This window comes from Flectobacillus roseus, from assembly GCF_030056595.1.
Classification (GTDB): domain Bacteria; phylum Bacteroidota; class Bacteroidia; order Cytophagales; family Spirosomataceae; genus Flectobacillus; species Flectobacillus roseus.
In genome coordinates, this window is sequence record NZ_JASHIF010000024.1 from 21,434 (window position 1) to 39,041 (window position 17,608).

10 protein-coding genes are annotated in these 17,608 nt (G+C 38.2%); all 10 read right to left on the reverse strand.

Annotated elements, in window-relative coordinates; translation table 11 throughout:
• Positions 1-62 precede the first annotated feature (62 nt).
• Positions 63-3,461 (reverse strand): TonB-dependent receptor, encoded by a 3,399-nt coding sequence (locus tag QM524_RS22140; protein ID WP_283346274.1) that lies wholly within the window; start codon positions 3,459-3,461, stop codon positions 63-65.
• A 172-nt stretch (positions 3,462-3,633) separates the two neighbouring features.
• Entirely contained in the window at positions 3,634-4,749 is a 1,116-nt protein-coding gene (locus QM524_RS22145) for a FecR family protein (protein ID WP_283346275.1), read from the reverse strand.
• A gap of 237 nt (positions 4,750-4,986) precedes the next feature.
• Positions 4,987-5,616: an RNA polymerase sigma factor gene (locus QM524_RS22150; RefSeq protein WP_283346276.1), complete on the reverse strand. Its 630-nt coding sequence runs from the start codon at positions 5,614-5,616 to the stop codon at positions 4,987-4,989.
• A 272-nt stretch (positions 5,617-5,888) separates the two neighbouring features.
• Complete coding sequence (locus QM524_RS22155; protein WP_283346277.1) at positions 5,889-8,168, reverse strand: heparinase II/III domain-containing protein; 2,280 nt, start codon at positions 8,166-8,168, stop codon at positions 5,889-5,891.
• A 33-nt stretch (positions 8,169-8,201) separates the two neighbouring features.
• Positions 8,202-9,845, reverse strand: a complete 1,644-nt coding sequence (locus tag QM524_RS22160; protein WP_283346278.1) for a glycoside hydrolase family 43 protein — start codon at positions 9,843-9,845, stop codon at positions 8,202-8,204.
• 508 nt (positions 9,846-10,353) lie between these two features.
• Entirely contained in the window at positions 10,354-11,568 is a 1,215-nt protein-coding gene (locus tag QM524_RS22165) for a sugar MFS transporter (protein WP_283346279.1), read from the reverse strand.
• A 464-nt stretch (positions 11,569-12,032) separates the two neighbouring features.
• Entirely contained in the window at positions 12,033-12,881 is an 849-nt protein-coding gene (locus QM524_RS22170; RefSeq protein ID WP_283346280.1) for an ROK family protein, read from the reverse strand.
• Between the two features lie 20 nt (positions 12,882-12,901).
• Entirely contained in the window at positions 12,902-14,803 is a 1,902-nt protein-coding gene (locus QM524_RS22175) for a glycoside hydrolase family 97 protein (RefSeq protein WP_283346281.1), read from the reverse strand.
• 134 nt (positions 14,804-14,937) lie between these two features.
• Positions 14,938-16,125 (reverse strand): glycoside hydrolase family 88 protein, encoded by a 1,188-nt coding sequence (locus QM524_RS22180; RefSeq protein ID WP_283346282.1) that lies wholly within the window; start codon positions 16,123-16,125, stop codon positions 14,938-14,940.
• A gap of 387 nt (positions 16,126-16,512) precedes the next feature.
• Entirely contained in the window at positions 16,513-17,541 is a 1,029-nt protein-coding gene (locus QM524_RS22185) for a LacI family DNA-binding transcriptional regulator (protein WP_283346283.1), read from the reverse strand.
• Positions 17,542-17,608: the final 67 nt, after the last annotated feature.

Sequence of the window (17,608 nt, forward strand, 5' to 3'; positions counted from 1 at the left end):
TTATAAAATTTGACCAAGGAATAACAGAATGCCTGTTCGTCTAAAGTTCTTTGTACAGTGAATTACAAACTTATGTTGAGCCCTATCGTGATATTTTTCTGGATTGGATACACAGCGCCTCTACCATTGCCCAATTCAGGATCCCAATAATCAAAGGCGCTCCATGTGAGTAAGTTCAAACCTGCAACATAAAATCGCATGGTATTCACTTTTAATTTTTGAGTTAGTTTTTTAGGTATCGTATAGCCTACTTCCACAGTTTTCAAACGCAGATAGGTTGCATCTCTGAGCCACCATGTTGAGGAGCGAAAGTTATTTGAATTTGTTCCAAATGAAAGTCTAGGAAAAACAACATCTTGACTAGGATTTTCAGTTGTCCATCTACTAAGTGCATTGATATTGACATTTCCTCGCAAACCTCCCTCAGCAAATGGATAGAAACCTACCCCACCCAACATAAAGCTCATAGTACCAGCTCCTTGAAAAAATGCCGAAACATCAAAGCCTTTAAAACCAAGTGTTGTTCCGAAACCGTAAACCAATTGTGGCGTTGGAGGATTTCCGATGGCTACTTCATCATAAGAATCTATCAATCCATCACCATTGACATCTTTATACTTGATATCTCCAACTCTAACTGGTCCAAAAGTTTGCTTAGGAGAAGTCGTAATTTCGTCCTCACTTTTAAACAATCCTTCGGCGATTAACCCGAATGGCTGTTGGTAGCGATTGCCTCTTCTGTTTTGATAGATATATTTATAGTCAGGAGCATCGTCGTTTACCAAAGTATTTTTTACGAAGGTTACATTTGCCTTCAACCCAAGATTAAGCTTGCCAATTTTTTTGTTGTATTCCATGTTGGCATCAATACCTTTATTTTCAAACTCTCCAATGTTTCCCCAAGGGTTATTTTGTAGTCCGAGAATTGCTGGCAAAGAGTTTCTTTGCATAAAAATTCCAGTTCTGTTTCTTTTGAAAATATCAGCCTGTAGATAAAAACCACGCAGAAAACGCACTTCCATGCCTATATTCGCTTCTACTTCCTGCTCCCATGTCAAATCTGCGCCCCACTGATCTTCTCCTCTCCCTCCAAAGCCATTGTTTACATCTTGACCAAAGGTGTATCCTCCATTTCCTCCGCCAACTGTAGTCAAGTAAGCAAAACGACGACCACCAATTTGATCATTTCCTTTCAGCCCGTAGGAGGCTCTCAATTTTAAGTATTGAAGGGCATCATTATCTTTAAAAAAGGGTTCTTGAGAAACCACCCAACCAGCAGCCACTGCGGGGAAAAATCCAAATCTATGCCCTTTAGCAAAGTTTTCTGAGCCATTATAACCAGCATTAAATTCAAAGAAGTACTTAGACTTGAAACTGTATGAAAGTCTACCTACCACGCCTTGCAATCTAAATGGCAGTGAACTAATCGCATCAGTAGCATCAGCATTTTGGTAATCTTGTTGATTGTATAAAATCAGACCACTGACAGAATGTTGTCCAAATGTACGGTCATAGTTCAAGTTTGCCTGCATGTATATACGTCTGTTTCCACCTGAAGATTTTGAGAACCCTAAATCAGCATTTCCATTTACCAGCTTAGTCAGTAATAAATTACCGTTGGCATCTCTGGTTGGAGCAGTATAAGTGTCTACGGCAGAACAATAGCGCTGAATAAAGTGGTAATTATAGCCATCAAAGGCGAACTTTCCTGAAACCTTCAAACCTGCTGTAATACTCGAAAGATCTTGATTAAGCGTCAAATCAGACTGAATATTGTTTCTCCATTCGGTAGCAAAACCCTTGCCCGTCAGTGACTGATAGGGGTTGGTTATACCATTCACGCCACCATAGACAAAACCCGCAGGGTTGTTATAAGGATATGTTGGAGAATATCCCACTGGTGTGTTGAAAAGTGCATCGCCCCAAATAGAACCAGCCGATGCTCCAGGATAATTGGCAGTAATCAAAATACCGCCCAAGCCTAGTTTTAATTCAGTCGTTTTTCCTAATTTAACATCCGTATTGGCTCTGAAGTTGTAGCGCTTCAAACCTGCATTGGTATTATATCTGTTCAAATTGTCACCTTTCCAAATACCCTCCTCATCATAATAGGTGGCCGACACAAAATATTTAGCATTGGGCGAACCACCCGAAATATTCAAATTGGCACGTTTGGTTGGCGTATTTTTCTTCACTAACAAATCAATCCAATTCACGTTTGGATACAAATATGGGTCTGCGCCAGAGGCATACTTAGCTATTACTTCTGGGGTGTACGGCGTCACAAAATTGGGATTGGATGCCAATTGTGCCTCATTATAAAGATTCAAGTAAGTGGGTCCATCTACCATTTGTGGTAGCATTGTTGGCGAATTCGATCCTGACTCATACTTGAAACTAATCGATGGTTTATCGTTAACGCCCCGACGAGTAGTCACCAAAATTACCCCATTGGCACCTCTAATACCATAAACTGCCGTTGCTGAGGCATCTTTCAAGACTGAAAAAGACTCTATTTCTTCTGGTTCTATGTTATTAATAGGTCTTTCTACCCCATCTACCAATACCAGTGGCGAAGCACCAGCGCCAAAAGTACTGATACCGCGTACCCAAAATTGGGCATCATCATAGCCAGGCTCGCCACTTCGTTGAACAGCAATGACCCCTGCCACTTTACCAGCCAAGGCATTATTCAATGAGCGTGGAGCAGCAGATTTGATATCTGCCATTTTAACGGTAGTAATTGCTCCTACAACGCTTTCTTTTTTCTGTTCTCCATAACCTACCACCACAACTTCGTCAAGAGCTTGGTTGTTGACCTGCATCACAACTTCAACTTTTGAGCGACTCCCAATCGTAATTTCTTGCGATTGGTAACCCACAAACGAAAACACCAATACAGTGCTATTATTGGGTACCTGAATTGAAAATTTCCCATCTGCATCTGAAGATACACCCTTTGAGGTTCCACGAATTGAAATATTCACGCCTGGCATCGGTTGGTTTTTTTCGTCTAGTACCAATCCTGTGATGGTTTTTTCAACCATCACCTCAAGAATAGGGTTTTTCAAGGCTAGCAAAGGAGAATAAAGTTGTTTCTCTACCCTACTAAGGATAATGGTTGAACCCGATACTTCGTACGAAATTCCCAAAGGAGGTAAGATCTTGAATAGAATATTCTTGATCGACTCACCTTGCGCTACTATCGTTACATTACGCTCTGAACCAATCAATTGAGGGCTGTAAATAAAACTAACTGAGGCATTCTTCTTAATTTGTCGCAAAGCCATGTCCAAGGGTTTATTCTCCAAATGAAGAGCAATTCTTTGGTTCAAACATTCTTGCCCATGATTTTTATGTGCCACTGCAAAAGTTGCACATAAAAAAATTAACAGAATTTGATAAAGAGAAAAGCGCATGATTTTCAACAAAATCTTAATTTGTTTCGTAAATTTTTTCATAACTTGTTTTGACTTTTGTTAAGAATGAGCAAAATAATCCCAGCCCAACCTATTAGCGTAGGTTGGAAGTTGTTAGCGCAACGTGTTGGGAAAGTCAAGTCGAAGGTGCTCCAACACCTTCGACTTTTTTGTTGAAATGGGTACTAAATCTTGATATAGAACTGTTTATAGGCTAATTACATTTCTTAGCATGTATGACTATCTGGCCATCTATAACTTCGTATTTAGCGTCGATTGCCCTGCAAATGAGGTCTAGTTTTTCGAACAAAGGTTGATTCCCCAGCTCGGCAGTAATTCTGCAGTTTTCCATCAGGGCATTGTCATACACTATAGGGATGTTATAAACTTCAAAAAGCTTTTCAAAAACTTTAGTCACAGGACTATTTTCAAAAACCAACGATTTACTAAAATCTGCACTATTTTTCAGAGGTTCTGGGATTTCGACCAAAGAGCGTTTCATTTGATTATCAATCCTATTAAATACAACCTTCTGGTTTGGGGTAAGCATCATTTCTGGCTTTTTATCCAACACTTCATCCTCAAGACCTAATGGAAAAACTGCCACTTTACCTGTTTTTACGATTACTTTTACCTCATCGGCTTTATCGTATGAACTAATCGTAAAACTGGTTCCAAGAACCCTCGTAGCCAGTTCATTGGCATATACCACAAAGGGTTTGCTCGGATTTTTCACTACCTCAAAAAATGCTTCACCACTCAGATAGACAGACCTTTGTGTTACGCCAAAGGGATTGGGATAGCTAATTTTGCTGTTTTTTGAAAGTAATACTTGGCTACCATCTGGGAGTTTTACCATTTTTTCATGGTTCCCATCGTTGCTTACTTCCACCAATGCTTTCTCAATAGCCTTTGTTCTTTTATCGTAGGCTGTTTCTGAAAAAGTTAACTTTTTGACGGTATCTTGGTTTGTTATCAAAGCAAAGCCAATTATTGCAATGGCCAGAACAGCAGAGTATTTGAACCATAATAGCCAAGAAAGAACTTTAATATTAGGTTTAGAGGTAAATTCTTTATTATCTAGTTGTTTTCTCTTTTCAGAAAAACGTTGTATTTCATCGTTTAACTCACTTTCTGTAATCTCATTCTGCGCATTCTGGATTTTGAGGATAATTTCCTTAGCAATCATCACCTGATGCGACTTCTCAGAATTTTCTAGTAACCATTGGTTCCAAAACTGATTATCTGTCTCAGACTTTTGTAGAACCCATCGGCAAAAGGCATCGTCGAGAATAAAATCCTTTGTATTATAACTCTTATAATTTTGCATAGATAAATTTGGATTATTAGCCTTTGTAATATGATACAGTACAAGTTGTACACTCAATACTCCTTGTTTTAGTAAAATTTCAAAAAAAATTAAGACAAATACATAAATCACTAAAAATCAACAAGTTAATTAATCTAAAATAAAGAACAGCAATTACAACATGTCATAAACAAACATAACCAAAGTCAAAACTTTGGTTGCGGTAATCAAAATATGAAGATTGGATTTAGTTTATTTTTAGATTTTTAGGAAAAGAAGATTGATAAAAGGTAGGATTAAAAATTCGGCCAGCATCACTAAATTACGCTTTAAACTCGTGAGGGAGCGATGCAAAAAGTTGGCAACAGTTTGTCTCTCAATATTCATAATTGAGGCAATTTCTTCGTTTGAAAGACCTTTGTAATACTTAAGGAAAATTACTTCCTGCTGCCGCTTAGGAAGTTGGGAGATAGCATCTCGAATCGTCTGCTCATTTTCTTGAAGCAATTCAGCGTCGATCCACTCCGACTCAATTGATTGGCCATCCGAAAGAAAATATAATTCATCATTAAGATCGGTAGATTCTCCTAATCTTTTTTCAAGTTTCAGTTTTCGGAAAAGATTATTTCTTAAGGCTTTAATTAGGTAAACTGTTACATAGGGACTATCAACTAAACCTTCTCGATGTGACCACATTTCAAGAAAAAGGTCTTGAACACAGTCTCTAATAAACTCTTTGTCTTTGGTAAATCGAGTGGCATAATTGAACAGTTCACGGTAGCGTAATGCAAAAATTTGGTCCAAAGCCTCTCCATCGCCACTTTTAAATCGTAACCATAATTCACTAACTAAGGCTTCATCACGAGGTATATTTTCATTCATTTTCATAGAAATTAGTTAAAGTTTAGAAATTCATAGATTTGGTTTATTTGTCTTTACTAATGTGTAAAAGAAGTAATCAGTAAATAGCACATCAGTTATTGGATTGCACTCATAATCAGCAGGATACTTTCTAATTGAGGCACAGATATATTATTTCATCTTTCCCATTACTTTTCTAGGCTTAATTTTAAAAAATGGAGGTTTTCATACTGGTAAAAGTTTCTTTTGATATGAAATACTCACTGAATACTCATAATCAAAAGAAACTTTTGATATTTCTACTTTTGTAAATTTATAGAAAAAATTCCTTTTTGAAAGTCTACTTTCTGCATTTGACCATTTACGCTTAAACTATTGGGTTTTATTGAAGCGGCAAAACTTGCCCGAATCAGCGGTTGTCCTGTTATTTGGATATCATAATTGGTATCCTTTGCCTTTACTACAAGTGATAATTTTGACAATGAACTAAACAACGTTTGTTGGTCTTTTCTAATAAAACTACCATATCCGATAAAATAATCCGAAATCGTATTGGGCTCATTTTCGGGATGCGACACCGCCGTCAAATAGGCATCTGTTGTAATATTGCCAAAGGTCTTCACACTGTTGAGGTGCATCAAACGTCCATCTGCTTTGAGATTGAGATACACATCCGTTACCTTACCATTTTGCTTAATTTTTACTCCAATCATATCCTCTCCAGTCACTCTTTCTATCTCTGGAATATTGGTATCATTCACTGAATCTTTCAGAATAATGGCGGTAATAAACTTGGTTTGACGAACCTGTTCTGGATAAGCAATACCATAATATTTTTCTTGTTCCTTCACATTGTCCTCCTTAGGTGCCAAGACCTCATTCAGAATCATTTTTTCGGGAAAATCATGGTTGAACCCAGTCTCTACCAAGGTTTCAGGGAAAAGAGGTCTGACCAACACAGCTCCATTTTTATTTACAATACTAATATCTCCACGTACTTTCTGAGACTCGCCAGCTGGGTGTATAAGCCACTCAAATTTTCCTGTCTCGTGCGCCTTTACATCGTCGATTACTAAGATTACTTTTCCAATCCACAAAAAATGTCTGAAATTTCGACTGTAAATCGAGGAGGTTGGTCCTGTGCCGTTAGATAGCACATATTTGATATCGCCTACGTCTAGTAAATTAGTCATTTCACCACGCAAGGGAGCACCATGATACTGTTGCTCGGTTGGCTGATATTTTCCATTGAAAGTCAACACATTGTGCGCAGGACTTTGAAAAAAGTAAGCAGGGTATTCTTTCGAAGCATACCAACTATGTCCAGCGTCTTTAATCACAAATTCTCCCTTATGTAATAGCAAAAATGAGTTTACATCTGCATGAGAGTGATTCCAAGTATGTCCAGATTTTACCGCCAAAAGTGTCGAATTTTTCTTCCAAGAATCTCTAAGTGTTGCCCAATCCATTTCCTCATACAATTGCGAAGTAGGGAGATTTGGTAATTGAGGTAGTTTTGAAAAATCTGGATGATATACTAATCCCATCGGCGCATTTTTTGCCAAACCTTCACGGTGCTGTCCTGTTTCGATATTGTTCAAATACCACAAAGAATTAGGATTTTGATATCCTAGAGCCCATAGTAATTTTACAGGTCGCTCGCCTACAATATTTTTATGACTATCGCCAAAAGTCAAAGAATACATCATTCCATCTCGAGAATATCCTACATTCATAAAAAATGAAGGAATATTTTTGAGTAAAGGAATATCAGGTTGTTTTACTTTGGGCAATACATTTTGAAAGGCCAAGCGAAATAATAGATACTCAGAAACACCAAAAGAGGCATAATTTACACTTTCATACATACCACCGTTGGCATCCCAAGTTTTAACCTTATTTTGTAATTGGTCGCCCGCAAAACCAAACCATTCCTCTGAGGATTCGCTCAAATCTTTTAACCATTTTCCAGATTCTGGCACCTCATCTTTGACCGAGAGCAAAGCAACACCCGCCATATACACACACGAAGACCACCAGTTATGCCCCATTGAATTGAGTGTATGGATTCTTTTTTCGGGTAAAAACCACTCGTCTAAAGCGGGACGAATACCCATGCGCATCAAGCCTGAAACGATGGTATTCTTTTCTTCTTTCGACAATTGGTCATAGATACCTTCGAGTCCCATCGTTACTATCCAGCAATTACCCGCAGTTCGCAAGTCTGAAGACCAAGCTGGTTGACGTTTCAGCATTTCTGGATTTGACCAAGTGTTACGGGTACAAAGTTTTAAGAGTTGCTCTTTTACTTTGTCGGCATACATTTGCTCACCAGTCATCAGGTAGGCCAAACTCAAATAATCTATTTTATCCAAATCAGGTTTTTGAAGTTGGAGCTTTGCAACTGAAAGTGCTTCCTCCCAGTTTTTACGAATCTCAGTATCAGTTTCTATTCGTTTTTTTAGAAGTGTGATACGTTCTGGTGTGAAGAATAGATTTTGATGTTTTTGTGCGATAGCCTTCATTTCCATGAATAGGCTAATCAAGAAAAGGAAAATAAGCTTTTTAAAATGCTTCATATTTTTACACTAGAAAAATGTTTTATAACTAATTTATTTCTCGACTCTTACCCAATCAAAATCGGCATAACCAGCATCATTAATCGAGTCTTCACGGGTAACAAAGAGCCCAAATTTTGCGCCTATCCAACGTCCGACTTCTGCCTGAAAGGCCTCTCCTACCTCTACAAAATTCTGATTGTCGATACTGTAACTAAATTTACACAAACCAACTTCTTGTACTTTCACACGAAAATAAATCGCAGATTTTGGGTCGATTTGAGTAATTTTTGTTTCTATTTCAGGCTTATGATTATCGGCATCTTTACAAGTGGTATAGGTAAGCCAAACGCCATCTTTCGTAGATTTTAAAGCAATATTGGCATAACTGAAACCCATGATAGCAAGTCCAACTTTTTCATTGGTGAGTCTGTCATTTGGTGTAAATTGAACTTTAGTGGTGACCGTAAAAGTAGGCGCAGGAAACTTTTGTAGCAATACATTCGGAGTCCACCAAAGGTTTTCGTTGGAGGGAATTTTATCAGAAAATAATCGCAATACGCCTTTACTCGGGTACATAAACGACCATGTGGGTTTGGGATTTGCGTTCCACTGCCATTGAAGACCCAAATCCAAGCTATTAAACTCATCTGTATCTTGAGGAGTTTCTATGACCGCAGGAAGAACACTTTTTGGCTTTTTGTAGGTCATGACAGGTTCACCCTTGCCATCACGATCGGGGTCGATACCAATGACTGGCCAATCATTTTTAAAAATCATTGGTTGTAAATGCACCACACGACCAAATACCCCTTTATCTTGAAAATGTAAAAACCAATCTTCGCCATTAGGAGTTGTGACCCAAGCTCCTTGATGTGGACCATTAATAGTCGTTTTCCCTTGATCCATTACAATTCTTCTTTCGTAGGGACCATATATATTTTTGGAACGAAACACTAATTGCCAACCTGTAGCTACCCCACCTGCTGGGGCAAATACATAATAATAACCATTTCTCTTGTAAATTTTAGGCCCTTCCAATGTTGGGTCAGTCTCGTGTCCATCTATGATAATTTTGCCAGCATCGAGTACTTTGGAACCATCTGTATTCAAAGATTTTAATACCAGAATGCTCTTTATACTCGCGCGACTTCCTGCATATCCGTGAATCAAATAGGCCTTTCCATCCTCATCCCAAAAAGGACAAGGGTCAATTAATCCTTTGCCTGCTTCAACCAATACGGGCGTAGACCATGGCCCAGTTGGGTTTTTGGCACGAATTACATAAATCCCATAATCAGGATCTGGATAATAAATCAAAAATTCACCTTTGTTATATCGGATGGCTGGCGCCCATACCCCTTTTCCATGTTGTGGAGTATCAAATACCTCTTTTGGCGTTTGAACAGTCAATGCATTTCCAATTATTTTCCAATTAACTAAGTCACTAGAACGTAGAATCGGAAGTCCAGGAATATTCTCGAAAGAGGAAGAAACTAGATAGTAATAATTTCCAACCCGAATAGCGTCAGGGTCTGAATAATCTGCATGAAGGATAGGGTTTTTGTAGGTTCCAGCACCATTATCGGCCACCCATGCTTTTGACACAAATGGCGTTTGTGCAAACAATGCTCTGTGGTAAAAGCAAACACCTACCAATAATGTTATCTTAAAAAATAGATTTTTGAGTAAATTCATTGAATTAGAATTAAATAAGTTTTGGGCAAAGTAAAAATCAACTATTTGGATTTTAGCTTTCAGCCATGGGCTTTGGGGAGAACATTCCTATGGATTCACAGAAATCATTTTGCTTAATACCTAAGTAAGAATGTATAATGCTGACAATTAGAAATTAGTACTATACGAAGGATTATAAAAACTGCTTATTTCGGATATCGGATGTTGGATTTCAGAAGTATAATCTTCTATATTTTACAAAAAACAAAGGTATTTTACTTTGTTTCCGAAATCAGAAATCCCAGATCTGCAATAGTTTGAAATCCTTCGCACAGCCCTAATGAGAAATTATAATTCAGCACTCATATTTCGGCCAAACCCCTGTATATCAATAATTTCCCATCCTCAAGCGAGGGAACTCACTGAAGGATGGGGAAACAATTTTGGGACAGCAATAAATTCTTGTTTAGGGCAAAATTGAGTTTCTGAGATAAGGAGAAAAAATTGATGTTAGAATACCCTACTTGTATTATTTTTTTATTTTATATAACCAAAAAGCAAAGCTTGCAATTACTACGTAGCAGATAATCGGTAAATAATAAGCTTGGGCTACATTTTGATTGGCAACTAATCCCATCAAAAGTGGAAAAAATGCGCCTCCAACTACTCCCATCGAAATAAAAGATGCTCCCTGTTGGGTATGCTTACCCAAACTCTTGAGACCTAAACTAAAAATGGTTGGAAACATGATACTGAAAAAGAAATTAATCATCATCAAAGCACCGTAAGATACCCATCCCCAAGCCTGTGCCACCAGCAGACACGACATGATACTGCCCAAAGCAAACATTCCTAGGAGCTTGTTAGGCGCGATGTATTTCATTAAGAAAGTCCCTACAAAACGTCCAAGTGCCATCATAGCCATAAAGATTATCATGTAATTTGCCGCCTGATCATCAGAGAATCCCATCACATCATGCCCATAATTAATAAAAAACGACCATGTTCCTGCCTGCGCCGCAACATTAAAAAATTGTGCAATAACTGCCCAAATAAAATGGCTTTGTCTCCACAATGGTTTTTCTTCAAGTGAGATATCTGCCTCATCACCATGATGACCAACCTCCAAATTAGGAACTTGGATCAAGGAGAACAAAACAGCAATAATAGAAATTGTAATGCCAATAGACACATACAAGCTTTTTACAGAGCCTAAATCACTGCCTTCGTTACCACCTGCTCTCAACAAAAAATATGAGCCAATGGCTGGACCGATAATCGTACCAACAGCATTGAATGATTGTGAAAAATTCAGCCGTTGATCGGAGGTCTCCTGCGAGCCAAGTGCAGCGGCAAATGGATGTGCAACCGTTTCTAAGGTAGCCATACCACATCCGAGGACAAATAGCGCTAGACGGAACATTCCAAAAGACTCGGCATTGGCGGCTGGAACGAATAAAAATGTTCCTGAGGCAAACAAGGCTAAGCCAAACAACACCCCTGCTTTATACCCAAAACGTTTCATGAATAACCCTGCAGGAATACTCATAATGGCATAGGCTCCGAATACTGAAAGTTGAATTAAACCTGATTGGGCTTTACTGACATGTAATACATTCTGAAAATGTTTATTTAACACATCGCTCATGGCGTGTGCTACACCCCAAAGTAAAAACAAAGAGGTAACGAAAGCGAAAGTCATTAGATACTTTCGCTCCGTAAGGGAAGCCTTAATATTGGACATGGATTATAAAAACTTTGGGCTAGAATAAGTTATTGGGCAAAACTGAATTGATTGTACCCGCAATAGACATTAAGATATACTTCACAAGCGAATGTATTTCTTATAAAATCATGAATACATTTAGGGTAAAATATTAATCATTAAAAAATTGATTCAACATTCATGAATAGTAATACACGAATGGTTTACAACTATTACAACTTGGGAATTGTTGATTTTAGGAATAGAGTAAAATACCTCTATTCCCAAAATATATCCGAATAATTCAAAACTCCGAATTAGGGTTGTACTAAGGATTTTAAAACTTTCTATTTCGGATATCGGATGTTGGATTTCGGAGGTGTAAGCTTTTATGTTTTGTAAAAAATAAAGGTATTTTACTTTATTTCCGAAATCAGAAATCCCAAATCCGGATTTATTAGTACAGCACTAACTCCGAATTCAACAGTATTAGGTACTGATGCTTACTTGTTACTGAGAGCACCGAGCAGAGCTGCCTCTTCATTCAAAATGGCCTTTCTGAGCTGTATAGGAGGTTGATATTCTGAAAGCTGTTGGGAAAGGTTTGGAAAAAACTTTTCAGAAGCATTCGCAATATTACCACCAATGACTACGACCTCAGGGGTAAACTGTTTGATGAATCCATGTACAAATGTGGAAAGGTTTTGTCCAAAATCCTCAAACAATTCACGTACGGCCTCGTCTGAAGAATACAACTGAACTAACTGTTTTACTCCCTCAACTGACTTCTGGGTTTTGAGTTGATAAGTGCTTACAAACCAACGAGTAGAGATATAATCCTCTGCAACTCCTTCCAACATAGGGTAATTGATACCTAGTGCCATATCTCGGGCTTCATTATGTTCGTAAATCGAGGTGCCCAGACCTGTACCAAGTGTAATACCCATACCTCGGTCAAAACTTTTACCGGCACCGAAGCGCATTTCTCCCGCTAAAAAAGCCTCAGAGTCATTTCTGAATACGATGTTCTCAGGGGCTATTCCAAGTCTTTCCGAAAATTCTTCCTTGATATTTAGTCCGTACAAGGCTTCGTATTTGTTGACGTTTTTCATCAAACAAATTCCTGTCAAATAATCGAAAGGTCCTGGCATTGCAATACCAATCTGCCCCTCTACCGAACCACCTAGTGCTTCCCTGATTGTGTTTGACCAAGTACCCAAAATTTCTTCAGCAGTTCCATGAGGGTGAACTTTTGCTCTCGACAAGGTAGAAGCTATTACCTCTCCTTTATGTAAATCAACTTGGGCGGCTGTAATATGTGAGCCTCCAATATCAACTCCTATATGTTTCATAATTAACCTGTTTCTCTAAACTATTTTTCCTCCTCAAACCAAATTGCATATCCTCCTGAGGCTAACAAATCTACCTCTAACTTACTTGTATAATCAACACTGATTGTTTTCAATCCGACCTTAGTGGCGGTTGTTGCAGTTGCATCATCAAAATAAAGATGTGCTTTGTATTTTTTCCCAACTGCTAAAAAACCAAAGTCGAGATTAAGTTTACGAGCAGTATTGTTAGTCATACTTCCCAAAAACCAGTCATTTCCAGACCTACGAGCCATCGTAACGTACTCGCCAATCTTACCATTTACAACCTTTGTTTCATCCCAAGTGGTTGGTATTTTGCGCCAAAATTCTAGTTCTGGCTCATCCTTACTCTGTGATGGTTTGTCATACCAGAACAAGGTCTGAATAGGACTGTAATATACCGCTGCCATAGCTAACTGATGCGCATGCGTAGTTTTGATTCTATTGGTGTAATAACAAATCGTATAGTCAGCAGCGCCACCAATATATCTGGTAAATGGCAAAGTAACATTATGGGTTGCATCTGGCATCTCTTCATTGCCTCGTATACCTTCAGCCGTCATGAGGTTAGGATAGGTTCGCATTTCACCTGTTGGTCTCCAATCGTCGTGGATGTTCACCATTAAATCATTGGCAGCACATTTTTTAATAGCCCCCTCAACCCAAGACGTCCAATGTTGAGAACCTACCTGCACAAAACCAAATTTGATTCCTTTAATACCCCATTTTTTATAGAGAGGGAAAATCTCATCAGCCTGTTTGACAAGCGACTGGAGATTGACGTATAACCAAATGCCTACTCCTTTTTGCTGCCCATAGGCTACTACAGCTGGCATATCAATTGGAGCTACAACCGTAGCTGCGTTAGTGTCCCAAGTCAGCGCTGGACCGTACCATTTCCAGTCGAATAGAATATACTGTAGGTTATTTTTGGCGGCAAAATCTATCGCATCTTTGGCACCTTGCGTGGTCAGAGTCATTTCACGTATGATTTTCCCTGGCTTAATCCAATCTGTTTTAGCAATCTTGTTAGCAGGATTTAGATTCAGGAGAATATCATTATTTTCAATGAGTTGTCCTTCCGACTCCCCCACCATAACTACTCGCCAAGGCGTGCCAAAATAGGTAATAGCATCAACTCCACCATATAAGCTAGTTTGAATGGTATTCTTTTTGGTTTTGGAAAGCGCAAATTTTCCACGCGCATAATTCACCATTTCAGCTTCTGCCAAACAAGCCCACAACCCATTTGAAAGTCGCAAAGGCATAGGTCTTTCTCCTGAATCTACCCAGTCTTTGAGAGGAAGCTCTTGGTACTTTCCTTGCGCCCATTGTGTGTAAAATGCCGTTGTTCCTTCAGGCATTGCAAACTCCGTATTCTCAGCGGTGATTTGGTAATATGAACCTTTGGGATTTTCAGGAAAAAAATAACGAAGTGCCAAACCTTCATTATACAACCTTACCTGAATATCCATTTTATAGTCATGGTTACCCGCCTTTTGAAACGAAAGTGCAGTAGAAGTGTAGCGATTCTCGATGACTGATCGCTCTCCGTATAAAGGTTTCCAGACAGAATCAACCTCGGATGTACTCGCTTTGATAAACTCCATGTCTTCACACCATTTGGTAGTTTTGTCTACTTTCAAGGCCATTGCTAATTCTGACAAATGATTATCGAGCTGAATGTCAAGCTCTGACTCCAAAATGATTGGGGTATTTTTATAGCTTAATGTGTAATAAATAGCTTTGTTCCCTTTTTTGTCAAGCTTTTGATAAAGTTGACAGAGTAATTTCCCATCAGGTGATTTGACAGTTTGAAGTGTTTGAGTAATAAGTCCTTTTTGGGCAAAAACATAGGTTTGCATCAAAAAAACACACAAGGTTATGGTAAGTTTTCTCATCATGATTTTAGAAATGATTGTTTTTTCTGAGTTGCTCATCCGTCTATTCGGGAAAACTATCTAATCCCAATAGGAGTAAAACTAAAACCCCAATAGACGGGATGAGTAGGTACATTCGGAGGTTAAGTGATAAAAATTCAGTTACGTTTGAGTAATTTCTTATATTTCAACAAAGCTTCTAAGTAGTAATAATCCCCATAAATTATCGATGCATCCACTTCCCCGTTGATTGGTCTATTTCCTGTCGAATGTAGAAGAAATGCATTGTTTACCTTCCTGCTTTGGTATTCTGGGGATGACAAACTTTCTACCATTTTTTTGGCTTTTGAGAGATACAATGCCTTTTTTGTTGGGCTTTTTACATATGTTGCCAATTCAAATAAGGCCGATGCTGTCACTGCTGCTGCGGAGGCATCTCTCGTGGTATTAGGTATCTCAGGGGTGTTAAAATCCCAGTAGGGAATCAAGGAATCATCGGGTAAATTCTTCAAATACACATCTGTCACTTTCTGCGCAAAATCTAAGAATTGAGGATTTTTGGTGAATCTATAGCACATCGTAAATCCATAAATAGCCCATGACTGACCTCTTGCCCACATGGTGTGATCTGCATAGCCCTGATGAGTTATTCCTTTAATCTTCTTACCCGTCAAAGAATCATACAAAACGACATGATATGAGGTGTGGTCGTCTCGAAAATGATTCTTCATGGTTGTCAATGCATGTTTTTCGGCTATGTTGTACAGCTCTTTATGCTTCCCATTTTTTGCTGCCCAGAATAGCAGTTCGAGGTTAATCATATTGTCGATAATGGTATTGTGGGCACCAAATTTCTTTACTTCTCTGGGCCATGACAAAATAGTTCCGACCTTAGGATTGTAGAGCGTCGCCAACGTATCAGCTGTGGCTAATATTACCTTTTTGTATGATGCATCAGCCGTAAGTCTGTAACCATTTCCATAGCTACAGAAAATCTGAAACCCTAAATCGTGGTCAAACGCTTTTTCTTGGGATAGAGGTTTTAGTTGCTTGTCAAATCTTTTCGCTTGGACTTTAAACTCAGGATTTTTGGTACCCTCATACAAATACCACAGTGCTCCAGACCAAAAACCGCTACACCAATCTTTGTAATCGACATAACGCCAGTCTGTTTTATCCTTATCAATACTTCTTGGAATATTCTTTCCTTGACCTTCTTTTGGTAAAGACTGTATCGTTTTTAGCGCTTGATTGGCACAATAATCAATTTCTTTTTGAGGATTGAATTGTGCCTGTACAGTCCAAGCCAAACACATAGATAAACACGTTGTAATTAGTTTTCTCATAGCAATCATGTTAGCTTAAAGGATTAAGCTAAAAATAAAAAAAAGGGATATACATAAAAGGGCTGAAGGCTATAAGCCTTAGGCCATAAGCTAAAAGTTTAAAAGTATTATTTATGATAAGGAAATAGCTTTGCCTAACGCCTACGGCTTACAGAGGGTAATAATGCAATTTCAAATTGCATTATTACTTTCCTATTAGGGTTGTACGAAGGATTTCCAATAATTGCGGATTTGGGATTTCTGATTTCGGAAATAAAGTAAAATACCTCTATTTTTTGCAAAAAATAAAAGCTTACACTTCCGAAATCCAATATCCGATATCCGAAATAGACAGTTTTAGAATCCTTCGTACACTACTACTTTCCTATCTACAATTCCAGTATTCCACTAAGCATTTTTGCGCGTTTTACTTGACGAATCTCTAATGATAAGATGTGCAGGTAAAACGGTTGTTCTGTTGGTATATTCGTTGGTATCTTGCATGTGTTCCAACAAATCGTTAATCAATTGTTGGGACATTTCCTGAATCGGTTGAGCGATGGCAGAAATAGAAGGTTGATGAATGCGAAACAAATCATTATCATCAAAAACCATCATCCCAAGCTCCTCTCCTATTTTTACACCCAGTCTGTTAAGCAGTTCTATTCCTGTGATTGCTAGATAGTTAGTGGCAAAAAATATCGCATCAATATGAGGTTCTGTGTTGAGCATATGCTCAATTTCGGCCATGATCAAATGCTCTTTAGCTGCACGATACTCTACTTTTTTAACATAGGAAACCAAACGGTTTTCATAAATCGCTCTTTCGTAACCGAGTAAACGATCAATCATTTGCGGCTGAACAGAGTCGAGCGTGACGAACGCGATATTTTTATAATCTTGAGAAATCAGGTATTTGGCTGCTTGATACGAGCTTTCAAAATTGTTCATACCTACATAACTCACATCCAAATCATTACAATTTCTATCAAACAAAACTACAGGTAACTTGCTATCAATCAGATATTTAATTTCACTATCAATACCCTCTGTAGGAGTAATAATATATCCATCGACATTACGATCTCTAAATGTGTCTATCAGTTCTTTGGCTTTTTTAGGATCGTTTTTGGTACTGCTATAAATAATTTTGTAACCATTTTCGTAAGCCACATTTTCGATATGTCCTGCAACACTCGCAAAAAACGGATCGGCAATATCCTCTACAATCAAGCCAATCACATTCGTTTTACCTGTACGAAGGCTTTTAGCCAAATGATTCGGTCTGAAGTTATTTTCTTCAATAAAAGCTGTTACTTTTTTAGTTAATTCAGGACTAATACGTTTTTCTTTGGCCTTGCCATTAAGAATATAAGACACCGTAGCCGTAGAAATTTGAAGTGCACTTGCCACCTCTTTGATAGACATTTTTTTCATCTACAAACACAATCGTTTTAAATTTTTCGGGAAGTAGCATACAAGTTAAACGATTATTCTCATATAA